Source organism: Acinetobacter sp. ANC_7504 (assembly GCF_056779995.1).
Map to the genome: position 1 here is coordinate 51,451 of NZ_JBWYIZ010000007.1, position 25,228 is coordinate 76,678.

At 38.6% G+C, this 25,228-nt stretch carries 17 protein-coding genes; 9 read left to right on the forward strand and 8 right to left on the reverse strand.

The features are described 5' to 3' along the window. Positions 1-167: 167 nt before the first annotated feature. Positions 168-2,297, reverse strand: a complete 2,130-nt coding sequence (locus AC1M9F_RS08995; RefSeq protein ID WP_481597597.1) for a TonB-dependent receptor domain-containing protein — start codon at positions 2,295-2,297, stop codon at positions 168-170. A 265-nt stretch (positions 2,298-2,562) separates the two neighbouring features. On the opposite strand from AC1M9F_RS08995, the gene tig reads away from it, so the two are divergent. From tig to AC1M9F_RS09015, 4 genes are all read left to right on the forward strand, one after another. Then, on the forward strand, positions 2,563-3,894 hold the full coding sequence (gene tig, locus AC1M9F_RS09000; RefSeq protein ID WP_180028337.1) for a trigger factor: 1,332 nt from the start codon (positions 2,563-2,565) through the stop codon (positions 3,892-3,894). 192 nt (positions 3,895-4,086) lie between these two features. After that, positions 4,087-4,698 (forward strand): ATP-dependent Clp endopeptidase proteolytic subunit ClpP, encoded by a 612-nt coding sequence (clpP, locus tag AC1M9F_RS09005; RefSeq protein WP_035265270.1) that lies wholly within the window; start codon positions 4,087-4,089, stop codon positions 4,696-4,698. A 33-nt stretch (positions 4,699-4,731) separates the two neighbouring features. Then, positions 4,732-6,042: an ATP-dependent protease ATP-binding subunit ClpX gene (gene clpX, locus AC1M9F_RS09010; RefSeq protein ID WP_035265272.1), complete on the forward strand. Its 1,311-nt coding sequence runs from the start codon at positions 4,732-4,734 to the stop codon at positions 6,040-6,042. Positions 6,043-6,180: 138 nt separating this feature from the next. Next, positions 6,181-6,933, forward strand: coding sequence for a DUF2846 domain-containing protein (locus tag AC1M9F_RS09015; protein WP_035265274.1), 753 nt, complete (start codon positions 6,181-6,183; stop codon positions 6,931-6,933). 27 nt (positions 6,934-6,960) lie between these two features. Here the strand turns inward: AC1M9F_RS09015 and AC1M9F_RS09020 are convergent, their stop codons facing one another. After that, entirely contained in the window at positions 6,961-7,503 is a 543-nt protein-coding gene (locus AC1M9F_RS09020) for a DUF2059 domain-containing protein (protein WP_481597598.1), read from the reverse strand. Between the two features lie 71 nt (positions 7,504-7,574). Next, on the reverse strand, positions 7,575-9,101 hold the full coding sequence (locus AC1M9F_RS09025; protein ID WP_035265279.1) for a fumarate hydratase: 1,527 nt from the start codon (positions 9,099-9,101) through the stop codon (positions 7,575-7,577). A 408-nt stretch (positions 9,102-9,509) separates the two neighbouring features. Here AC1M9F_RS09025 and AC1M9F_RS09030 point away from each other — a divergent pair, with 408 nt between their 5' ends. Next, entirely contained in the window at positions 9,510-10,505 is a 996-nt protein-coding gene (locus AC1M9F_RS09030; protein WP_481597599.1) for an AraC family transcriptional regulator, read from the forward strand. A 239-nt stretch (positions 10,506-10,744) separates the two neighbouring features. Then, positions 10,745-11,575: an alpha/beta fold hydrolase gene (locus AC1M9F_RS09035; RefSeq protein WP_481597600.1), complete on the forward strand. Its 831-nt coding sequence runs from the start codon at positions 10,745-10,747 to the stop codon at positions 11,573-11,575. Between the two features lie 185 nt (positions 11,576-11,760). Here the strand turns inward: AC1M9F_RS09035 and pta are convergent, their stop codons facing one another. The 3 genes from pta to AC1M9F_RS09050 all read right to left on the reverse strand — a co-directional run bounded on the left by pta (position 11,761) and on the right by AC1M9F_RS09050 (position 16,840). Continuing rightward, entirely contained in the window at positions 11,761-13,902 is a 2,142-nt protein-coding gene (gene pta / locus AC1M9F_RS09040) for a phosphate acetyltransferase (RefSeq protein ID WP_481591558.1), read from the reverse strand. Between the two features lie 64 nt (positions 13,903-13,966). Next, positions 13,967-15,190, reverse strand: coding sequence for an acetate/propionate family kinase (locus AC1M9F_RS09045; RefSeq protein WP_481591557.1), 1,224 nt, complete (start codon positions 15,188-15,190; stop codon positions 13,967-13,969). 384 nt (positions 15,191-15,574) lie between these two features. After that, positions 15,575-16,840, reverse strand: a complete 1,266-nt coding sequence (locus AC1M9F_RS09050; RefSeq protein ID WP_035265287.1) for a glutamate-5-semialdehyde dehydrogenase — start codon at positions 16,838-16,840, stop codon at positions 15,575-15,577. A 287-nt stretch (positions 16,841-17,127) separates the two neighbouring features. Between AC1M9F_RS09050 and AC1M9F_RS09055 the strand changes: the two genes are divergently transcribed. After that, on the forward strand, positions 17,128-18,450 hold the full coding sequence (locus AC1M9F_RS09055; protein WP_481597601.1) for an alpha/beta fold hydrolase: 1,323 nt from the start codon (positions 17,128-17,130) through the stop codon (positions 18,448-18,450). Positions 18,451-18,513: 63 nt separating this feature from the next. On the opposite strand, the gene AC1M9F_RS09060 is transcribed toward AC1M9F_RS09055, so the two are convergent. Both AC1M9F_RS09060 and nagZ read right to left on the reverse strand, forming a co-directional pair. Next, a complete protein-coding gene (locus tag AC1M9F_RS09060; RefSeq protein WP_481597602.1) occupies positions 18,514-19,359 on the reverse strand; it encodes a class I SAM-dependent methyltransferase in 846 nt (281 codons plus the stop codon). A 70-nt stretch (positions 19,360-19,429) separates the two neighbouring features. After that, positions 19,430-20,449, reverse strand: coding sequence for a beta-N-acetylhexosaminidase (nagZ, locus tag AC1M9F_RS09065; protein ID WP_481597603.1), 1,020 nt, complete (start codon positions 20,447-20,449; stop codon positions 19,430-19,432). Positions 20,450-20,645: 196 nt separating this feature from the next. On the opposite strand from nagZ, the gene AC1M9F_RS09070 reads away from it, so the two are divergent. Together AC1M9F_RS09070 and AC1M9F_RS09075 are read left to right on the forward strand one after the other, a co-directional pair. Further along, positions 20,646-22,829 (forward strand): carboxy terminal-processing peptidase, encoded by a 2,184-nt coding sequence (locus AC1M9F_RS09070; protein WP_035265294.1) that lies wholly within the window; start codon positions 20,646-20,648, stop codon positions 22,827-22,829. Positions 22,830-23,044: 215 nt separating this feature from the next. Beyond that, a complete protein-coding gene (locus AC1M9F_RS09075) occupies positions 23,045-25,111 on the forward strand; it encodes a putative bifunctional diguanylate cyclase/phosphodiesterase (RefSeq protein WP_035265296.1) in 2,067 nt (688 codons plus the stop codon). Positions 25,112-25,228: the final 117 nt, after the last annotated feature.

A 25,228-nucleotide genomic window follows, 5' to 3' on the forward strand; every position in this document is an offset into this window, starting at 1 on the left:
TAAATGTAATAATGTAATATTTTATGTATAAGTAAATGAATTTAAATAATATTGGAAAAATTAAAGTTTCTACATTTTTGTATGGCTATTTTTGATAGGGAATTAATTTTTAATAAAATAAAAAACCCTGCTAGCGCAGGGTTTTACTAGAGAGAATCTACCTAGAATTAGAAATCATATGAAATAGATAACCAGTAGTTACGACCAGGTAGGTATGTGCCTGTTGTACTACGGCCAGTAGAAAGATACTTGTAGCCAGTGACATTATTTAAAGTTTTATTTTCTGTAAAGTCTTTGTCAAGTAAATTATTTACTGCCATATTCAGACGTACTTGATCATTCATAGTATAGCTGGCACCAAAGTTAAACAAGTTATATCCTGCAAACTGGTTGCCATACATTTTATAAATTTCTAAATTGTCCCCTGAAGTCGGTGTACTAGTAAAGCGTGTACGACTGGATTTGTATTCGTGCTGCAACCAGAGATTAAGAGCAGAGTTTACATGCCAAGTAGAGGTGAAGTTAAAGGCATCACGTGGATTGTTGTTATAATAGAGTCCTTCATTTTCACCATCGGTAATTTCACTCTTCGTGTAGGTATAAGCTGCTTTAATATCCCATTGAGGTATAATGCTATATTGAAGCGCAGTTTCTACGCCGTAGACTTTAGCTTCTTGAGCATTTATATCTTGTGAACAATTGGTAACAGGGCAAATTGCTTGTCCAGAAAGGTCATTAGTAATGATGGCATCTTCAATCTGATTATAAAAACCAGTTGCAGTAAAGTTGATTTGATCAGTAGGTTGAATGTTGAAACCCAGCTCATAGTTTGTAGATGTTTCAGGCTTTAGGTCAGGATTACCGAAGATATAAGTTGAACCTTGACCACTCATGTCGACCAAACCATTTTCAAGGTCTTTAGGTGTCGGCGCTTTATAACCTGTAGTTACTCCACCTTTGATCGTTAGGATATCATTTGTATTCCACACTAAGTATGCACGTGGGCTAAAATGTCCACCAAAGCCTGAATGGTCTTCATAACGACCACCTAATGTTAGTCCTAAACTTTCTGTTAGACGCCATTCGTCTTCAGCATAAATTGACCATGAGTTTTTATCAAAAATCTTTTTACCCGTAATGTGTTCAGCAATATTATCTTCGATTTCAAGTTTTTTAAATTCTATCCCAAGCGTTAGCTTATGAGCACCAATTTCTGAAATGATATGACTGTCTGCAATTAAGTCTGTACTTTTTAACGTACGGTCAGTTCCAATGAGTGGATTGTTACTGCCTTTAGGAAAAGCATCAGTTGGCAAAGTACGACCATCAGTTTCGGTTTCTGAATGGCTTATATATGATTTCCAGACGCCAAAGTCATAGTCACCATCATGACCTACAGCAAATTGTGTACGTGAAAACTCTAACTCATCTTTATAGCCATTGGCTTTTGCTGGAATATCCTTGTTACCTAAGCGATTATCATCATTTGAGTAACTTTGCTTTGAAGTAAAGCTATCTAACCAAAGTGTATTTTCATTGTTTAGGTTGAGTGTTAACTTTCCGCCAAAATCGTAGTTATCAGCTTCTGTAGGTCGTGGATCTCGGCTTGTTCCATTATTAATTCGTTCAGAGCGGTTACGATCATAATAGCTACCACGAAGTTGTAGACCTACCTTGTTACTAACAATTGGACCATTGAAAAGAAAACTGGTTTTCCACGAGTCTGCTTCATTTTTATCTTCCATCAGATTACCGCTGATCGTAATGTTGCCAATCCATTCATCATGTATTTTTTTTGTGATGATGTTAATTACACCACCCATTGCATCTGCGCCATAAAGAGTAGACATCGGGCCACGAATAACTTCAATCCGTTCAATTGCCGAAAGTGGAGGCATAAAACTGGTAGCTGCTTCTGCAAAGCCATTTGGCATAATATTTTCAGAAGCAGTAGTTTGACGACGACCATCAATTAGTATCATCGTGTCATCGGCATTCATACCTCGCATGCTGACGTTCAAGCCACCAGTTTTACCAACGCCGTTACGAACATCAATACCAGGAACATCTGCAAGTAAGTCAGCAATACTAGTCACATTTTTCTTTTCAATATCTTCTTTCGTAACAACACTGATTGATGCAGGGGCATTTTTAAGATCCTGCTCAAAACCCGCAGCAGAAACTACAATTGTAGAAAGTTGATGAGCACTATTTTCATTTGTGGTATTTGCAAATGTTACACCGCTAGTCAAAGCGAATAATGCAACTGTAAGAGGTTGAAGCTTAAACTTACTCATATTATGTTCTTCCGCTGGTATGAGTGATGCTTGAGGGCATGATCAAATTTGATGCAAATATTAATGATAAACTTTATCATTTGCAATAAAAAACAAACAATAATTAAGAAATATGAATTGAATATGGTCAAACCTTGTGAGCAAAAAAATATTCTCAGGTTCATAAAAAAGATGGTTTGAAAAAGGTATTTTGTATATCTTTGATTGTTGTCATATAATGTGGCACTTTAAAAATTGCAATTACTATTTCTATATCGAGGAAGCCATGCAAGTAACTTCTGAAGCGGTTTCGGGCGTAGCCCGTCGTTTAAATGTATCTGTACCGACGAGCCGTGTTAATGAGCAATTCGAAGCTCGTTTAAAACGTACTGCTAAAACAGTTAAGATCAACGGCTTCCGTCCAGGTAAAGTGCCTTTAAATGTTGTTCGTCGTGAATACGGCGCGAGCATTTACCAAGAAGTGGTAAATGATGTTATTCGTGACACAGTATTCGAAGCAATTCAACAAGAGAAAATCAATGCTGTAGGCATGCCTAACATTGAAAAAGTTGAAAACAAAGAAGATGCTTTAGTTTATGAAGCTACTGTTGAAGTTTATCCAGAAGTTTCAGTTAAGTTTGACGGTTTAGAAGTTGAACGTAAATCTACTGAAGTAAATGATAAAGATGTAGATCAAATGATCGAAAATCTTCAAAAGCAACGCGCGACTTGGACTGAAACAAAAGGCATGGCTAAAAAAGACATGCAAGTTACTTTTGATTTCGAAGGTTCTATTGACGGCGAAAAATTTGAAGGTGGTTCTGCTGAAGACTTCAAACTAGTATTAGGTTCTGGTCGTATGATCCCTGGCTTCGAAGACGGTATCGTTGGTATGAAGAAAGGCGAAGAGAAAGTAATTGATGTAACTTTCCCTGAAGATTACCAAGCAGAAAACCTTGCAGGTAAATCAGCTCAATTCAAAATCACAGTTAAGCTTGTTGAAAAACAAAAGCTTCCTGACGTAGATGCTGAATTCCTAAAAATCTTTGGTTTAACTGAAGAAGAAGGTGTTGAGAAGTTAAAAGCTGACGTTCGCAAAAATATGGAACGTGAAGTGAAAAACGGTCTTCGCAATCAAGTGAAAGGTGCAACTTTTGATGCGCTTGTAGCTGCAAATGAAATCGAAGTACCTGCATCTATGTTGTCTCAAGAAATTGACCGTCAACGTCAACAAATGATCCAACAGTTTACTCAACAGTTTGGTGCTCAAGGCGCTAAAGCATTTGATTCAAGCATGCTTCCAGATGAATTATTCAAAGAGCAAGCTGAAAAATCAGTAAAATTAGGTGTTTTGGTGAGCAGTATTCTTGCTGAAGCAAAAATCGAAGTTGATCAAGCACGTGTAGAAGCTTATATCGAAGATATGGCGACTTCTTATGAAGATCCTACAGAAGTTATTGAATACTTCAAAAATGATAAGCAACAACGTGCACAAATCGAAGCTGTTGTTTTAGAAGACCAAGTTGTAGATCACATCTTAGCGTCTGCTAAAGTAACTGATAAAGCTGTTAGCTATGAAGAATTGTTGAAAGAACAACAAGCTCGTCAACAAGGCTAATCGGTTATCCGAAGGAAGAGGCGCTTAACGCGCCTTTTTTCTTGTAAAAAATATGGATCAACTTGTCCTGTATTCACAAAGCCTAATTAAAAAATATCTGATATTTAATGGTGAATATTTTGCATTTTCGACAATTATCCCTCATATTGTGAAAATGTATTGAGTGACAAAAAATTCAGGAATAAATAACGTATGTATGTTCCAACAATTGATAATGCTTTGGTTCCAGTTGTCGTAGAGCAATCATCTCGTGGTGAGCGTTCTTTTGATATTTTCTCGCGTCTTTTGCGCGAACGTGTAATTTTCTTAACGGGTGAAGTTGAAGACAATATGGCGAACTTAATCGTTGCGCAAATGTTGTTCTTAGAAGCTGAGAATCCAGAAAAAGATATTCATCTGTACATTAACTCACCTGGTGGTTCAGTGACTGCGGGTATGGCAATTTACGATACGATGCAATTCATCAAACCAGATGTCGTGACATATTGTATGGGCCAAGCAGCCTCAATGGGCGCTTTTTTATTGAATGCTGGTGCTAAGGGTAAACGTTACTGCTTAGAAAACGCTCGTGTTATGATTCACCAACCATTGGGTGGTTTCCGTGGTCAAGCTTCAGATATTGAAATTCATGCACGTGAAATTCTATTTATTAAAGAGCGTTTGAACCGTCTAATGGCTGAACACAGTGGCCAAGATTATGAAACTGTTGCACGTGATACAGACCGTGATAACTTTATGACCGCTCAAGCTGCAAAAGAATATGGTTTGGTCGATGAAGTTTTAACGAAACGTCCGCAACTTTAAGCTGTAAAGCATAGAAATTTATTTGGAGTGAAGATGTCTGAAAATCCTCAAGGACAAAAGCATTGTTCATTTTGCGGTAAAACGCAGTCTGAAGTGGGTAAACTCATTGCAGGCGAGGACGCTTACATTTGTAATGAATGTGTAGATGTATGCTTAGATTTAGTTCAGACGAGCCAGCAAGTCGAAACTGGTGAATGGGCAACTCGTCCATTACCTAAGCCGCATGAAATTCGTGCAGCTTTAGATCAATATGTGATTGGTCAAGACACTGCGAAAAAAACGCTCTCTGTTGCGGTATATAACCACTATAAACGTCTTAAAGTGACTCAATCAACTGCAAAGTCAGAAGATCGTGTAGAACTTGCTAAAAGCAATATCTTACTCATAGGACCAACAGGTTCGGGTAAGACTTTGTTGGCGCAAACTTTAGCGCGCTTATTAGATGTGCCATTTGCGATGGCTGATGCAACGACATTAACTGAAGCTGGTTATGTTGGTGAAGATGTTGAGAATATCGTTCAAAAATTGCTACAAAAAGCAGATTACGATGTTGAGAAAGCACAGAAGGGTATCATTTATATCGACGAGATCGATAAGATTACCCGTAAGTCTGAAAATCCTTCAATAACACGTGATGTTTCAGGTGAAGGTGTTCAACAAGCGCTTTTAAAAATGATCGAAGGCACGGTAGCTTCAATTCCACCTCAAGGTGGTCGTAAGCATCCACAGCAAGAGTTCATTCAAATTGATACGTCTAATATCCTGTTCATTTGCGGTGGTGCATTCTCTGGTTTGGAGCGTGTCGTGCAACAGCGTCAAGAAAAAGGTGGAATTGGTTTCACTGCTGACGTGAAGACTAAAGATGACTCTAAGAAGTTATCTGAATTATTTAGTCAGGTAGAAGCTGCCGATCTTGTGAAATTTGGTTTAATCCCTGAATTCATTGGTCGTCTGCCAGTGATTGCAACGCTCGAAGAATTGGACGAAGAAGCATTAATGCAAATTTTGACTGAACCAAAAAATGCATTAACGCGTCAGTATCAATACTTGTTCGAAATGGAAGATGTTGATCTATTATTTGAAGATTCAGCATTGCGAGCTGTTGCGAAAAAAGCACTTGAGCGTAATACAGGTGCACGTGGTTTACGTTCAATTCTTGAAAACGTCTTACTCGATACGATGTACGATTTACCAAGTCGCTCTGATATTGGTACTGTTGTGATCAATGAAGCTGTGATCAATGAAAATGCTGAACCAGAATATCGAACTGAGCGCCAACCTAAACAAGAACAACAAGTTGAAGAAAAGGTCGATTTAAAGATTTTAGATACTAAATCTGCTTAATTGATTGTAATTCATCTGAAACGCGTAAAAAGTCCCACTTTTTGCGCGTTTTTTGTTTTTAATCTCGGATTGAGATGATAATCTAACGATAACAAAAATATGACATAGAATAAAAAGTATTCGTGATGAGGGATAATCATGCGATCAACCGTAGCAGTGTGTGCTTTGAGTCTGTTTCTTGTGGCATGTCAGACACATAAAGGGCTTAACGAAAATAATCAAACTCATGTGGTTTCAACGTTAAAACCGGTAGATTTTAGTGAGAAAAAAACTTTTGTATCTCAGAAGCTAGCTCAATATAAAGTTGCAGGATTTGATCTGGGCTCATGGGTAAATCAAAAACCAGGACAGTTTTTCAGCCGTGTAAAACCTCAACATCAGCAAGCCGCAGTGTTGTATCTGTACCGTCCTGATAGTAAGTGGAATCGTCAGGAAATTATTGCACCGAGTTTTTTTCTAAATGGTAAGCGCATTCCGAGTTTAATCAGCAATCATTATTATTGGATAGAGCTGGCTGAAGGGGATTATCAACTTAGTATCAGTCGACCTTTAACTGTGATGCATTTTCAAAAACCTTTGGTTGCAAGTTTTAGTGTTAAAGCGGGGCAGCAGTATTTCTTAAAATATGAAGAAGAACAGTTTCGAGGTGGACCAAATGGTAGTGAAGATCTCCTCAGAGTTGGACCATTGATGCAAATGCCAACAAAACAGGCATTAAGAGAAATTGGCATGACTCAGTTGAAAACGCCTGGGCTTAACTATGTTGCCGTTATTCAACCGAACGGAACATTGCAAAAATCAAAAGAAAAAATTAAAAATAAAGAATATAAAGCCAGTGATGATGTGCGCTTAACAGAACCTTTTAAGATATATGATCCACGCACATGGTAACTCTGATTCAGCAGAATGGTTTTTAGCTTATTTAGAGTCAGTATGAATACTTTGTTTTTGTAGTTGTTCTAATTTCTTTTGGACTTCAGCAAAATTCTTTTCTGTAGATTGTAAAGAGCCTGCAAGTTGTTGATTCAGGATTTTCATGGATTCTTGAGCAACAAGTGGACCTTTATTTAAAATGGATTGACCTGTTGGAGAGGAATAAAAGTCGATCTGGGCTTGAACTTCTTCGGCATCATAGACATCTTTATAAATTTTCAGATAGATCGGTTTAAGTTTTTCCCAAGAAGTTTGCTTAATATTTTCTTGGTGAATTTTATCAGCCAGCTCATTGGCAATAACTTGTTGTTGTGGTGTTAATTTTTCGGCCTTAACAATATTTTGAACAATGCTATAGGCCTGTTGATCAATTTGAGGTCGGATTTGTTTAAGTGTACTTTGTAAGAGCTGATCTAAATTCAATACTTGTATGAGTTTTTCGATTTGTTGATCAGTCGCTTGAGCTGCCATAACCGCAGGTGAGCAGATCATGCATCCGCTCAAAAATAATGTTCTTAAAATTTTCATGAGTATTCTCGGTATAAAAAAGCACCCTAATGATAGAGTGCTTTTTTAACTTGAGACAAGTCGAATATTATTTATTGTGCAGCTGCATCTACAACTGGAATTTTACCAATTTTAGCCTGCCAAATTTTTGGTGCAGTTGCGTGAACTGATGTGCCGTTAACGTCTACTGCAACAGATACAGGCATATCTTTAACCACGAACTTATAGATTGCTTCCATACCTAAATCTTCAAAAGCGACAACTTCCGCTTCACGAATTGCTTTAGATACGAGATATGCAGCACCGCCTACAGCCATGAGGTAAGTTGCTTTATTGTCTTTGATTGCTTCAATCGCAGCAGGACCGCGGTCCGCTTTACCGATCATACCGAAAAGACCAGTTGCTTCTAAAACTTGACGTGTGAACTTATCCATACGTGTTGCAGTTGTTGGACCTGCAGGACCTACAACTTCGTCACCCACTGGATCAACAGGACCAACGTAGTAAATGAACTTACCTTTAAGGTCTACAGGAAGCTCTTCACCGTTGTTTAACATATCAACCATACGTTTGTGCGCAGCGTCACGACCTGTATAGATTGTGCCGTTAAGAAGAAGCGTATCACCTGGTTTCCAAGAGTTCATTTCTTCTTGTGTGATGTTATCTAAGTCAACACGTTTAGAAGAAGATGAGTCCCAAGTGACTTCAGGATAGTCTTCAAGTTTAGGTGCAATAATATTCGCAACACCTGTACCGTCTAGTGTGAAGTGTGCGTGACGAGTCGCAGCACAGTTCGGAATCATACCCACTGGTTTGCCCGCAGCGTGACAAGGGTAGTCTTTAATTTTGATGTCTAGAACAGTCGTTAAGCCACCAAGACCTTGTGCACCGATACCTAAAGCATTTACTTTCTCGAAGATTTCGATACGAAGTTCTTCAAGTTTATTTTGCGGACCTCGACGAAGTAGTTCGTCCATGTTGATCTCTTCCATCAATGCTTCTTTTGCAAGCATCATGGCTTTCTCAGCAGTACCACCGATACCAATACCAAGCATACCAGGAGGACACCAGCCTGCACCCATGGTTGGTACAGTTTTCAGTACCCAGTCCACGATTGAATCGGATGGGTTTAACATAGCAAGTTTAGATTTATTTTCTGAACCACCACCTTTTGCTGCAACAGTGATATCTACTTTGTTACCTGGAACAAGTTTATGGTAGATCACAGCAGGGGTGTTGTCCTTCGTATTCTTACGGCCAAAAGCAGGATCAGCAAGTACAGATGCACGAAGTACGTTAGAGTTTTCTAAGTAACCTTGGCGAACACCTTCGTTAATCGCGTCGTCTAAGCTCATTGTTAAATCAAATTTAACGTCCATGCCCACTTCAACGAATACGTTGACGATACCAGTATCTTGACAGATCGGACGGTGACCTTCGGCACACATACGTGAATTGATTAAGATTTGTGCGATCGCATCTTTGGCAGCTTTGTTTTCTTCACGGTCATACGCACGACTCATTGCTTGGATGAAGTCTTGTGGATGATAGTAAGAAATGAACTGAAGCGCATCTTTAACGGATGTGATCAAGTCGTCTTGCTTGATAATAGTTGTCATACAAATATCTCTTGAGCGGGCTGATAGCTAGCGGGCTAAATTATAAGACAAAATGATTCAATTGTGGCTTTTTTGCTGAGGAATTGGGCGAAAGTTTAAGAGAGCAGATTCATTCATAGAAAAGTTAAAATTAATATTTGCTAATTAATTTTTAGATGGAAATACGTTTACGTAATAAGTTGTTTAAGCTTTTTTATACGTAATAATAATTTTTTTCAAATTTATCTCATAATATTTTTAGATTAAATGGGTGAAATTTCACTATTTTAGTCATCAATAATTCTAATACATTGACTTTATGAAATTAAATTTTGTTAAGATTTTCAATAGAAAGTATTAAGTAAATATTTATATAATTAAAAATCAATATTATTTATATATTTCATAAAATCTAGAAGTTAATTAAATATGAAGTCAAGTGACGCTGGAGTCTTTCTAAGTTATGCCTATATCACAATGCAACAGATGGGATTAAATGTAGAGCAAATTTTAGAAGATGTAAGATTGCCCGCACAGTTGCCTGATAAGACAGTTCGCAGAGATAATTCATGTCAGTACCGATTTTGGAATACAGCGCAAAAAGTTTCTAATGACAGAGATATTGGTTTACATGTAGGAGAGCATTTTCCTGTAATTAGAGGCTCAGTGATTGAGTATCTGTTTTTGAGTAGTTCGGGATTTAAAGTTGGACTAGAGAAAGCTTTAAATTACCAAAAATTACTTTCTTCAGCTTTTCATTTTAGCCTGTTCACAGATGAGCATGTTGCTGGAATTCAAGGGTTTAATCATCCTGTTCGGCACTATTTAGAGATTGTGATCAGTGTGATTTTAAAGTTTTTGAAATTCATTACAGATGATCAATTCCGCCCAATTAAAATTTATTTACCCTATGAATATGGTGCGACATTAATAGAATACAAGCGCGTATGGGGATGTGAAGTTGAGTTGGGCTGTCCAGATGGGAAAATTATATTTGATGCAGCGTTGTTGAATTTAAAATTTGACTGGTATGAGCCTGAATTATTTGCCATCCATGAAACTTATGCAAAACGTCAGATGAGACAGGTTGAAAAATATGAACTTATTTCTGATATAGAACAAATTCTAGCTGATGTTTTACTCGAATCAGGCAATGTTCAATTAAAGCATGTGGCAGACAAGTTAAATATGAAGGTCAACACCTTGCGTGCATCTTTAAACGATATTGACACTTCTTTTGAGAAAATTCTAACTCATTATCGTATTCGGACTGCAAAGCAATTATTAGCATCCAAAGAGATTTCCATGTGCCATATTGTCAGCGTTCTCGGTTTCTCAGAGAGTTCTGTTTTTTCACGAGCATTTAAACGTTGGACGGGTGAGACACCTTTGCAATACCGAAAAAGAAAAATCTCCAGAAAATGATTCAATTGATACTTAAACTATATCATCTGAGTCAATTAAACTTATGCCAAATCCGTTACTTTAATCTGAGGTAGAACAGTTTTAACACTCTAAATGGTTACTTGGTTTTTAACACATTTAAGTTTTTAATGAAGTTCTAATCCTAATAAATCGAATTAAATTTTAAAAAATATTCAATTGCTTAAGAATTAATTTGATTTCATATTCAATTATTATTCAACCAATTTAAGGAGTTGAAAATGAGTTATGTAAAGACTAAAGACGGTGTTGAAATTTTTTATAAAGATTGGGGATCACGTGACGGTGAGGTTCTTTTTTTTCATCATGGGTGGCCTTTAAGTTCAGATGATTGGGATGCGCAAATACTTTACTTTTTAGACAAAGGTTACCGTGTAGTGGCGCATGACCGCCGTGGTCATGGACGATCTTCTCAAGTGTCTGAAGGTCATGATATGGATCATTATGCTGATGATGTTGCGGCTGTTGTAGAGCATTTGGGCATTAAAAAGGCGATTCATATTGGTCATTCAACAGGCGGTGGAGAGGTTGCACACTATATAGCAAGATATGGTGAGGAACGTGTCTCTAAAGCTGTTCTTGTGAGCTCTGTACCACCTTATATGGTGAAAACTGAAGATAATCCAAATGGATTGCCGAAAGCTGTTTTTGATGATATGCAGGCTCAGTTATTTAAAAATCGAGCTGAATTCTATCGTGCTGTACCTGAAGGTCCATTTTATGGCTTTAATCGTCCGAATGCGAAGCCGTCTGAACCAGTGATTCAAAATTGGTGGAGACAAGGGATGATGGGTTCTGCTAAAGCACACTATGATGGGATTGTGGCTTTCTCCCAAACTGATTTTAGAGAAGACCTTAAGAAAATTTCGGTGCCAGTATTAGTTTTACATGGTGATGATGACCAAATTGTTCCTCTTGATATTTCAGGAAAGTTATCGGCTGAATTGGTACAAAATGGAACTTTAAAGATTTATCCAGGTTATTCACATGGGATGCTCACTATTAATCCTGACGTGATTAATCCTGACCTTCTTGAATTTATTCAGAATTAATTTTAATTATTATAAAAAAACAAGAACTCTTTAAGAGTTCTTGTTTTTTTATATAAGTCTTTAGTTAACCTCATGATTCTAAGTTACAACACGTAGGAGTTAATCATAGATCTGAGTGTTCTAAGGGACTTATTGAAAAAACCATCCTCACTTTCGCGAGGATGGTAACTCATATGCAAATCAAATTATTGGGCTTGTTGCTCAGCTTGAATCGCTGTTAAAGCAATGGTAAAGACAATATCATCGACCAATGCACCACGAGATAAATCGTTTACAGGTTTGTTTAAACCTTGGAGCATTGGACCGACACTGACCACATTGGCAGAGCGTTGAACTGCTTTATAGGTGGTATTACCAGTATTTAAGTCAGGGAAAATAAACACATTGGCACGACCCGCCACTTGAGAGTCAGGTGCTTTAGAGCGACCTACACTTTCTACAGAGGCAGCATCATATTGAAGGGGTCCATCAATCAATAAATCTGGACGACGTTCTTTTGCGATGCGTGTTGCTTCAGCAACTTTTTCAACATCAGCACCTGTGCCAGATGTTCCTGTTGAATATGAAATCATGGCAATACGTGGATCAATACCAAACGCTTTTGCTGAATCGGCAGATTGAATCGCGATTTCAGCAAGTTGCTCTGCATTAGGATCTGGATTGATTGCACAGTCACCATAAACATACACTTCATCTGGTAGTAACATAAAGAAAACAGACGAAACTAAAGAGTAATCAGGTGCCGTTTTAATCAACTGAAATGCAGGGCGAACTGTATTGGCTGTGGTATGAACTGCACCTGAAACTAATCCATCCACTTGATCTAGTGCTAACATCATCGTTCCAAGAACCACTGTATCTTGTAACTGTTCTTTCGCTTGCAGTTCATTTAACTTGCCTTTACGCAACTCTACCATTTGCGCAATATAATTGTCGCGGATGAGGTCTGGATCAATGATTTCTAAATCATCAGGTAATTCAATCCCTCGAGCTTTGGCTACATCTAAAACTGCTTCTGGTTTTGCCAGTAAGATACAGTGAGCAATACCACGTGATTGGCAGATCGCGGCTGCTTGAATCGTACGAGGTTCATCACCTTCAGGAAGAACAATTCTTTTCTTCGCTGCAATTGATTTTTGTACCAACTCATGACGGAATGCAGATGGAGAAAGACGTGGTTGGTATGAACCATTCAGCAACTGCGTTACCCAATCCGCATCAATATGGCTAGATACAAATCGAGTGACTTGTTCAGCGCGAGCAGTATCATCTACAGGAATTTCATTACTTAAATTAGCCAGTTGGGTTGCCGTTTCAAAGGTGCTCAATGGTGTGTGTAAAATAGGTAAGCCCTGTTTTATCGCAGCTTGGCAGAAAGCCAGTACTTGTTGATTAGGTGCATAATGTTCAGTCAATACTAAACCAGCAAGAGGGATACCATTGCTGCTTGCTAAACTACTTGCAAGTAAGACATCAATACGATCTGATGCGCTAATAATCAGTTCGCCTGCCGTGAATTTGTGCAGTTCGCGCTCGATATTTGAAGCGATCAGGCTACTATGCAGAACACGTCGTTGTGCAGCCTCACCTAAGTTAATCCATTCTGCTTGAATATGTTGCGCGATATCAGACATTCGCGGCACACTTAAAGTATTACTAAATGGTACTAATGCAATAACAGGAAGTTGTTCGGAACCAATCAGTGGATGTGTTTTTTGAATTTCCCCAACAAATTGTTGAGTCTCTTGTGTCAGACGCAGACTTGGATCAATGGTCACTGGAATCTGTGCAGACTCCTCGGACAGACCTTTGGTTCGCATGAAAAGCACACCAGCTGTTCGGTTGCTGTTTGCTCCACCAAAATTACGTAATTGGGTTTCTACTTTTTCTGCAGTATAGGCTGGTTGTTTGATATCAGCATTGCTCACAATGATGACTTTCGCATCTAGTGCTTGAGCAAGTTGAGCATTCAGTTCAGATGCAAAACTATCACGACTATTTGGAACTAACCCTTCCACAATAATAAGATCATGTTTTTTAGCAATTTGACGATGTAAACGAACAGCTTCTTCTAATAACTCATCACTTTCATCAGCATTTAATTGCTGAACTACATTTTGATATGAGATTGGTTCAACTGTTTCGTTCTGAGAAACATGGCGGAATAACGCTGTGGTGCGATCGAAATTTTCAGCATGTACTTCTTGTGAAAATGGCTTAACAAAACCAGCTTTTACACCTTGACACTCAAGTGCATAAATTAAGCCTAAACACGCTGATGTCAGACCTACACCTTCACCAGTTGGAACAAGTACAATTGTTTTCATATCATCAAAATCTATATCTAAAAATAAAAAAGAAATATGTAAATATGTCTGAGCGGGCGACTACTTAAGCAGTCGCGGTTTCAAGTTCAGACTTTTTTTCAGATGAATTCACATCTCCGATTTGATTCACCACATGTTCTGTTTCTTGTGCAATACGTCCTTCTTCATCTGTAGGAATGACCCAAATTTGCGGACCAGTACCATTATCAATACGACCTTCAGTACCGCGAGCTAATTGGTTATTTTTTTCTTTGCTAAAGTTAAAACCAAAATGTGGCAAATAAGATAATGTTTTTTCACGAATAAATGCTGAGTTTTCACCAATACCACCTGTGAAGAATAAGCCATCAAGACGAGGTAAACCACAGCTGAGTGCTGCTAATGATTTAGCAAGACGATAGCAGAATACTTCAATAGCAAGTGCAGCATCTTCATTGCCTTCTTCTGAAGCTTCGATAAGTGTTCGCATATCGTTTGACAGGTTTGAAAGTCCTAATAAACCAGATTGGCTATTGAGCATTCTGTCAATTTTGTAAATGTCCCATCCTAGGTTTTTGGCTAAAAAATTATGTAAACTTGGATCTACATCACCACTACGGGTACCCATCACTAAACCTTCGAGTGGCGTTAATCCCATAGAGGTATCAACACTTTTACCATTCCAAATTGCACAAGTAGAACTACCATTGCCTAAATGAGCGGTGAGCCAACCACCTTCACGGAAACTACCAGCAAGCTCAGAGCCACGATCTGATACATAGGCATGGCTTGTGCCGTGGAATCCATAGCGACGAACATTATGTTCAGTGTATAAAAATTTTGGTACCGCATAACGATAGGCATGCGCTGGCATTGTTTGATGGAACGCTGTATCAAACACTGCAACTTGCGGTAAGTCTGGGAACAAACGTTTAGTCGCTTCGATCCCAACGAGATGTGCAGGATTATGTAATGGAGCTAAAGGTGTTGCTTCACGGATTTTTTCAATAATTTCATCGGTGATTAACTCTGCTTGAGTTAAAGAACCACCATGTACAATACGATGACCAATGGCATCAGGCTTGTGATTCGCTAAGCGAGATAATCCAACTTCAAGAGCTTCTTTGTGGTCTGCATTTGGAATACGAATATCAACTGGTTCGTTGCCTATAGTCACGCCTTTGATGCGCGCTTCTGGCGTACCTAAGTTTTCAGCAAGACCATGAATTCGGAAATCTTGATCTTTAAGTAATAATGCAAACTTGATCGAAGAAGAACCGCAATTGATGATAAGAACTGAATGGGGCATGGTGTGTTCCTTTACTGGCAATTTTAATATTTCGTTTGTTTTCTTCCAAATGAACAAAAAATGTTATTTCTTGATCGTGAAGCATTTGTAACATGCGTTTTTTTATTGTCCTAGATAGACTTTAGGTGATTAGACTTAAGCACTATCGACCACTAAGGCAATAATAATTAAAATTTATAGTCTTTCTTTATTCATTTATAAAATAAATAATGGTTATGTTTTAATTAAATTGTATGTGTAAAACATAGCATGTATTGTATTTTTTATATACCACTTCTGCTTTGTAATTGATTTAATTTATACGTTTTTTATTTCGTTATGATGAGTTGAATCACTCAAAAACAAAGCCCTTTACTCAAAGGGCTTTGTTTTTTTAAGTTAGATTTATTGACGGATTTGGCCATCGCCTAAAACAATCCATTTTTGTGAGGTGAGTCCTTCTAATCCGACTGGACCTCTGGCATGAATTTTATCTGTTGAAATGCCGATTTCAGCACCTAAACCATATTCAAAACCATCAGCAAAACGAGTAGAGGCATTAACCATGACCGAACTTGAATCGACGCGAGTAAGGAATTTTCGGGCCGTGCTAAAGTTTTCAGTAATAATCGAATCAGTGTGATGCGATCCGTATTTATTGATATGCAAAATTGCTTCTTCAACGCCACTGACTACTTTAACCGCTAAAATAGGTCCTAGATATTCCTCATACCAGTCTTCTTCGGTCGCAGTTTTAATCTGTTCACCTAAAATTGCTTTGACTTTCAAGCAACCACGCAACTCAACTTGTTTTTCAGCATAAAGTTCAGCAATGCGAGGCAGAAAGTCATCAGCAACTTTTTCATCAACCAGCAGCGTTTCCATGGCATTACATACGCCATAGCGATGAGTTTTTGCATTTAACGCAATTGGCAATGCTTTTTGTAGATCTGCTTGGGCCTCAACGAAGACGTGACAGTTACCATCAAGATGTTTGATTACAGGAATAGTCGCTTCACGTGTAATACGTTCAATTAAGCCTTTGCCACCACGTGGAACAATAACGTCAACATACTCAGAGAGGGTAATCAATTGCCCAACTGCAGCACGATCTGCTGTATTGACAACTTGGACTGCGTTAACTGGTACACCAGCTTGCTCTAAACCTTTTTGAATTGCGGTAGCAATGGCTTTGTTTGACTCTAATGCCTCTGAACCACCGCGAAGAATGATGGCATTGCCAGACTTAATCGCTAAAGAGGCTGCTTCTAGAGTGACGTTAGGACGTGATTCATAAATCATACCTACGACACCTAAAGGCACTCGCATTTTTCCAAGCTGAATACCAGACGGGCGATAAGCTAGGTCAGTAATTTCACCAATGGGATCAATTAAACTGATGACATCTTTAAGACCTTGTAACATTCCACTGAAGCGTGTGGGTGTAAGTTCCAAACGATCGAGTAATGCGCTGTCTAAATTGTTTTCATGACCACGAGTCATGTCTAGTTTATTCGCAGCTAGAATTTGAGCTTGATGGTCTTCCAAAGCGGTATGGATTGCCGTCAAAGCATTATTTCGTTCAAAAGTCGAAGAGCCAGCCAAAAAGCGTGAAGCTTCACGCGCATTCTGACCGACGACTTGCATGTACTGTTCGATGGAGTCTTGCATAGCAGTTTAACTGATCATTTTAAAATCTCATTCAAATAGTAGCAGCGCAGATGACAACAATCTATGTTTATAAGCGAAAAAAGCTAAGTTGATAAAACTTGTAACTATTTTTAGAACCTAACGGCAGTTAAAAAAGATAAAAGGTGAATTCTTGCATTGCGCAGATTTCATGCATCTGTATAAAATGAAATGAATGTTAATTATGTTGCATAATCATAACGAATTGAGAGTATGATCAAATTAACGGCTGTGAAAACAAAACAATAAAGCCAAATGGAGATAAGGGAATGAATTCCATGATAAAAATGGAGCTTGAGGATTATTCAGCTGAAGACAGCACTCATTTTTTTGATCTGTACCATAAAAATAGTTTTAAAGAGCCGCCACGAACCACATGGATTGATGGGTGGAAAATTGAATATATGGCGATCGCATCGCCAGAAACACTGCATCAGACGCCAACGCTGATTGTCGGAGGCGCATTTCAAAATTTTAATTCATATAAATATTGCGTTGAACAGCTCTTCGAGAAAGGACCTGTTATTTTAATCGACTTACCATCTTTAGGTTCAAATCAACAAATCCACAATCGTGATACTGGAATTTCTGCTGGTACTCTAGAGCTACCAGAGCTTTCAAAAATGTTAGGTCAATGGTTGGATTTGGTGGAGATTAAGAAAGTCTCTGTTATGGGGATGTCATTAGGCTCTGTGGTTGCTTCCTGTTTTGCTCATTATCGTCCAGAACTGGTAGATCGATTAATTCTGATGGGCGTCATGCAGAAGACGCGTAAAAGCTGGCGTATGTTGCTTGAAGAGTCATTAATATTGATGCAAGAGCAACGTATGGATGAGTTTGGTCAGGCTGTCATTTTGTATTTGGTGAATCATGCAAAATTAGATCAAACGCGCATGTCTCCAACAGCTAAACGACTTTTTTATAAGCAGATGTCTGAGTTTGATATCGCTGAGCGTGAGCGATATGAAATCAACTGTAATCGTTTATTGCGTCTTTCCCATGTTCCAATTCCGATGTGTAAAACATTAGTAGCATGTGGTCAATTCGATAGTTTTACTTTGCCATTTGAGAATGCGAATTTTGCCTTGCAATGTCCTGATGTTGAGTTTGCAATGATTGCAAATGCGGATCATGTGCCTCAACTGCAACGCCGAAAAGAAACCATGAATCTTTTTACCAGTTTCTTAAAAGGCGAATCCATTCATAATCTAGATGGGATCATTTATTTAGATAAAGACCAAATGCAATCATTGGATCGCAGAGGGGAAGTTCGATTTGCCCTTAAAAATGCACATTCTGTTTTAATTCATCAAACAAATGCACAACGTTTTGAAGTTGAAATTAAAGACCTGAATTACTTTGGTGTATCATTCTTTTTGGATGATCCATCTCAGGTTGAAGTCTTACAGGAAGATGCTCGAAGTTTTGCAATTGAATTTGAGGATGAGCAAGGACATTTTGCTGTCGAATGTTTAATATTCGATTTTATTGGCAATGAAGTAAGAGCATTATTCAAGCATGGTTATTTTGAAGTGGCTGATCGCTTACTTCAATTTATAGATACCCATAAACACAATGACAGCGTGGATTAGGCTGTCATTGAATTCATTTGAATCAAAAAATAGATACTTCGTAATATTGCTACGAACGAATCATTATTTTATTGCATGAATCATCCATACTAGATCACCAAGATGCTGATCTGTATCCATATTTTGATTCTTTTTTTCAAAATACAGTTGAGGTTGAATGACTTCAACTTCAGTAAAACCTGACAGTTTAAAAAAGTGCTGTACCTCTAAAGCGTCTTTAAAGTGGAAGGTAAATGCACTTCTTGAAGCGTATTTGAGTAATTTGCTGCTCGACCAAATTAAGTTAGCCAGTTTATGTTGCACAGGCTCGGGATAAAGGTCAGTTAAATAATGAAGCGTTTGGAATGGTTGACCAAAACGCACAATCGAATTCAGCAATTGTTTGAGTAAATCTTGATTAAAATAATTGATTAATCCTTCACTGATAATCACTAGCGGTCGTGTTGGGTCGAATTCGTCAAAAGCTGTTTTGAAATCATCCGTGAATAAGTCTGCTGATAAAACTTTAGGGCTTTCGGGATCGATTTTATTCAAAGCGGATTGTTTTGTGGCAGCCATGTCTGGTAAATCTAATTCGCGATAATCTATTTCGGGATAATGAGATCTAAACCACCAACCACGAGGTGAAAGTCCCGCTGCAATTTCTAAAATTTGCAGGTTTGGATATTGTTTGATTAATAATTTTAAATGGTCGTCTAATAATGTATGTCGTGTCTTCAGAGTTGAACGCATACTTCCACCGATAAACTTCTCAGCCATACTTTCAAAAGGGTGAGCGAATTGCGCCAACGCTTTACCTTTCGAAGTCGCAAATGCTTCGTGAGAGATACCCATTTGGTACCAAATATAGCCAGTGTAGTGAGCAGTAAACGAAATATGACGGTGCTTTGATTGTTTTGATTGAGACATACACATCCTTAGCTATGATTATTATTGGATTGGTCAAGATAAAGGGAGCATTTAGATGCTCCCTTTATTATTAAAATGATTGTCTAAAATCTTCAATGACCTTTTTGACAGATCTCCATTCGTTGCCTAAGTCAAGTTGTTCACCAATGCGAATCTCTTGAATCTTACCGCGCATACGCTCTAAGCGTTCTTGGTTCGGCAATGGATAATTCTCTATGGCACTGAGCGCGACACATGCAGATTCCCGATTATTGCAGACTAAGCCCATATCACAGCCAGCTTCAAGCGCGGCTTTGATGCGAGCATCTGCACCACCTGCAACACAAGCTGCTTGCATACTTAAGTCATCAGAAAACAAGACACCATCGAACTGAAGTGTTTCACGAAGTACTTTTTGAACCCAATACTGAGAAAAACCAGCAGGATTTGGATCTACTTTTTCATAAATCACATGTGCTGGCATGAGTGCGTCAAGTTGAGGTTGGAGTTGAATAAAGCTTTGCATATCTTGAGCTTCAATTTCAGCATAACTTCGTGTATCCACAGCTGCAGCAATATGTGAATCTGCTTTAACCGAGCCATGGCCAGGGAAGTGTTTCCCCGTGGTTGCCATGCCTGCGCGTTTCATACCTTGCATAAAGGCTTGGGCTAAAGGGATGATATCTGAGATATTCTTAGCAAAAGCACGATCACCAATAACATCGCTGATGTCGTTAAGGTCTAATACAGGTGCAAAGCTAAAGTCGATCCCGACTGCAAGAACTTCGGTAGCCATGAGCCAGCCGCATTGTTCAGCCAATTCAATTGCGCGTTCTGGCTGTCTTAGATACAGCTCACCGAAACGTCCCATAGCAGGAAGGAGAGAGAAGCCTTGTTTTAAACGTTGTACGCGTCCGCCTTCTTGATCGACTGCAATTAAAATATCGGGACGAACTTGGCGCATATGATCCGTTAAGGCGCGAACTTGTTGAGGTGATTCAATATTTCTTCCAAACAAAATGACTCCACCAACTTGTGGAGATTGTAGGAGTTGAATATCTTCTTGATTAAGTGTTGTGCCCTCAATATCAAGCATCAATGCGCCAATCATAGTGGAATCCGTGATTCTAATTTTAAAAGAGAAAACAATACCCGAATTTTGCAATGATTTGCTACATTTTCTCCGTACAGATTATGATAAAACTATACGGCAGAAATAAAAAAGTTGTTTAAGGTTTTGAATATTAATATTTCTATCTGAAAACAATAGTGTAAATTTGGTTTATCCAAGGAAAGACAAATTCGTTATGAAACTTCAAACAATCGCTTGCGCGGTAGCCATTGCCACTGGTGGTTTATTTTTTGGTCATACAATTAATGTTGCGATCGCAGCGAATGAACCAGCGGTTCAACAGGTTCAGAATATAAAGCCCACACAAGAACAAGCTTTAGTTTCAAGACAATTAGCAACTTTGGTGGATCGTCAGCACTATTTAAATATGCGTTTAGATGCTACGACCTCACAACGTATTTTTGATATGTATATTGATAGTCTTGATCCTGACCATAGCCTTTTCTTGGCAGATGAAGTGGCAAACTATAAGAAAAAATACGGACCAACTTTTGGAGCCGCGCTCAAAGCGGGTAACCTTGAAGGACCTTATGCCATTCACGCTCAATATCGTGATCGTTTAAAGTCATTCTATGAGTTTATGTTGGCGGAGTTAAAAAAACCGCAAAACCTAAATCAACCTAATGTGTTTATCGAGTCTGATCGTGAAAAGGCTCCATTTTTCAAAAATAAAGCTGAGCAAGAAAATCAATGGCGCAAAATGCTGGTGTCTCAGTTAATCAATTTAACGATTGCTAAAGAAGAAGATTTGGCTAAGCAAAAAGCGCTGAAAGATGATCCTTCTTTAGCAGCAGGGCAAGATCTCACTTCAGCTGAAGATTTAACGCCAGTTCAGACTTTGACCAAGCGCTATATGCGTCAATTAGAACGTATGAAGCGTACAAAAAGCGATGACGTTTTAGAAAAAACGCTCAATGCTATGTTAGCGACTTATGACCCGCACAGTAATTATTTCCCACCAATCGATGCGATTGAGTTAAATCGTCAGACCACATTGCAGCTTGAGGGGATTGGTGTGTCGATCCGTCCAGAACGCGGGAATGAAGACTATACGCGTATCGAGACGATCGTAGATGGTGGTCCTGCGTTTAAGACGGGACAGGTCAAGTCTGGTGATCGTATTATTGGTGTCGCGCAAGACGGTGACAAAATGGTCGACGTCATTGGATGGACCAGTTCTGAAATCGTTGGATTGATCCGAGGTAAGCGTGGGACTAAAGTCACCATTAAATTGCTCGGACCTGGAGCATCTATGAGTCAGGCACGTACCGTAACTATCGTACGTGATGTGATTCAAGAAGAGGATGCAGGTGTACGTTCAAGAACAGTAGAAATTGTACGAGATGGCAAGAAACATAAAGTTGGGGTAGTCGAAATTCCATCGTTCTATTACAACTACCGTGCCCGTCGTGCTGGTGAAAGCTATCGTTCAGTATCTGAAGATACCAATAATGCATTGAAAAGTTTAGCTGCGCAAAATGTCGATGGCATTATCGTCGATCTTCGTAATAACCCTGGCGGTTCACTCGAAGAAGTGGCAAAAATGATTGGGCAAGTGATTAAATCTGGTCCAGTGGTTCAAATTCGGGATGGGAATGGTAACGTCAGTGTCTTCGAAGATCGTGATGGAGGCGCTCAAACCTACGCAGGTCCATTGGCTGTCATGGTGAATCTGGCTTCTGCATCAGCAAGTGAAATCTATTCAGCTGCTGTGCAGGATTATGGTCGTGGGATTGTGATTGGAAGTACTACGACAGGTAAGGGTACAGCTCAAGTTCAATTGGACAGCTTAGCGTATGGTCAAGCGACATTGACGCAACGAAAGTTTTACCGTGTTACTGGTGGAAGCACACAAAATAAAGGGGTTGTGCCTGATATTCAATTGGTTGATATCTACGATGAAGAGTTTGGGGAGCGTAAAGCTAAGAATGCTTTAGAGTGGGATACCATCCCTACAGCTCCTTTCAAACGTGAGGGAGAAGTGCAAGCCTTTGTACCAAAATTAGCTGCTCATTCAAAACAGCGTGTTGCGAATGATATTCAATTTAAGTATTTAGAAGCGCGTAAAGCGATTTCGCAGAAAGCTAAAGAGAATAAACAAATCGTGTTGGATATCGATCAACGTAAAGCTGAACTCATCGCTTTGGAAAAAGAAACGTTGGCAGAAGAAAATAAACGCCGTATAGCAATGGGTAAAACTGCTTATCCAAATTGGGAAAGTTATCAGGCATCGATGGAAGCTTTGGCTGAATCGCGTGCTAAGATGAAAACTAATCAACGCCCACCTTTACCTGAAGAAGAGGCATTTGTCACTGAATCAGCTCATATCTTGCTCGATTACATTGCCTTGCAAAAATAAAAATATTTATTGTTAAGTTTTACTTAAAAAATGGCGTATTTCGATACGCCATTTTTTATGGATATCGCCGAAAAACAACTTGACGTTCAATGAGATGGTGATATTGTTGTAGGCGACAAATGCTCATTAAAAAGTTGAACCTTCTTACATTTATTTGCTGTACTTTTGGGGTTTAAATAAAATAAAAACAGGTTCAGGTACGGATAAGTCTCTATATGATTCATATGAGTTACGATTATGCAATGGTGGCGGGTTCTGCTGTGGCGGCAGTGATCGTCTGCTTTATTGCTATTTCATTTGAACAACTCATTAGTACCCACAAAAACCCAGTTGGTCAAAAAGTGCTGCTCGGTGTAAGTGGCATGATATTTGGTCTTGCGATTTGGGTCATGCATTTTGTTGGAATGCTGGCTTGTCATTTACCCGAAGATCATAGTTTCGATATAGGTTTAACGCTATTCTCTTATGTGATCGCAGCTCTCGCTTCAATTTTTGCCATATGGCTCACGACTAGATCTACACTTCCTTTGGCTAGATTGGTTTTGGGTGCACTTCTGATGGGTTTCGGTATTTCAGGTATGCACTATACTGGAATGGCGGGATTGATCGTTCCCAACTACATTATTCGTTATGACACCATTTTGGTGATTTTTTCTGTACTGATTGCTGTATGTGGTTCAGGATTGTCATTCTGGCTGATGTTTAAATATAAGCGTACCTATCACAATAAATTGGCTTTCAAGCTTGCCGTGGCATTCATGATCGCTTTTAGTATTGTGGGAATGCATTATATTGGTATGGCGGCTGCGACTTTCCAACCCGTGGATGCCAAATATGCAGCATTGAATCAACTCCATGAAGGTCAAGGTTTATTACTTTTTGTCATTATATTTGTCACCTGCTTGGTTTTAGTGGTCAGTTTTTTTGTCGCTATTTTAGAATTACGACTTGAAGAGCGAAATCAACAATTAATCAAAATGAATAAGGAATTGGAAAGCCTTGCCCTTCAAGATAATTTGACCAAACTTCCAAATCGACTTTTTTTGCTTGATTACACCACTTCATTATTTTCACTACACCAATCTAAAGATCATAAAGTTGCATTCATTTATATTGATTTAGATCGTTTCAAGGCAGTAAATGATGCTTTTGGACATCATATTGGTGATCAGCTTTTAGTGAATTTAGCACATCGACTTCATGCATTACTCGAAAAAAACCAAAAATTAATTCGTATTGGTGGTGATGAGTTTTTATTGGTTGTTGAAGACTTTTCTACAGACCAAATTGATCAAGTTGCCAATCTAGTATTGAGTAAAATCCAAGAAGGCTTTGTGATTTCTGGGAAGGAAATCAATATCTCAGCAAGTTTAGGTGTGGTCTATTATCCAGATCATGGTGCTGATTTACATGATTTGTTGGTGAATGCTGATGCTGCAATGCTGATGTCCAAAGAGCAAGGTCGCAATACTTACAGTGTGTTTAACTATTCATTAGATCAACAAGAAATCGCACGTAGCCAATCAAAACTTATTAATGATTTGTATCGTGCTGTTGAAGAACAACAATTCATTTTATTTTATCAGCCGAAATTCACAGCAGATTTTAAAATTTGTGGCGTTGAAGCTTTAATTCGTTGGAAGCATCCAAGTCTAGGACTTCTAGCACCAAATATGTTTATTGAGGGTGCGGAGCAAACAGGTCTTATTATTAAAATGGGCTACTGGGCTCTTGAACAAGCGTGTATACAGATTCAAGCTTGGCAAAAAAAGAAATTGCCTTTCTGTCCGATCGCTGTAAATTTATCAGCTGTACAATTTGAACATAAAGCGCTGGTAGATACATTAAGATGTTTAATCACGCAATACCAGATCGATCCAGCCCATTTAATTATTGAGATTACTGAATCGACAGCAATGCATCATATCGATGTCAGTATTCGTACTTTTGAGAGCCTACGTAATTTGGGGATTGGGCTTGCGATTGATGATTTTGGAACTGGTCATTCTAGCTTCTTATATTTAAAGAATCTCCCGGTAGATGAGCTTAAAATTGACCGTGAATTTATTCGAAATCTTTCACCCAATACTAAAGATGAAATTATCTTAGAAAGTATTATTGTATTGGCTAAACGTTTAGGTTTGGTGGTGACAGCTGAAGGCGTTGAAACTCAAAAACAAGCCGATATCTTAAAACGTTTAGGTTGTCAACAATTACAAGGCTATTTATTGGGTATGCCATTACCTGTGGATCGTTTAGAAAGCACATTTAAGAACTATTAACTTCTGGTCAGTTTCTGATTCATCACATTCACATTCGGTATTGATCTGCTACAATATCGCCAATTTTTATTTTGATCTTTTTTGATCTTCTAAACTGCATGTCTGCAGTAGGTGTTA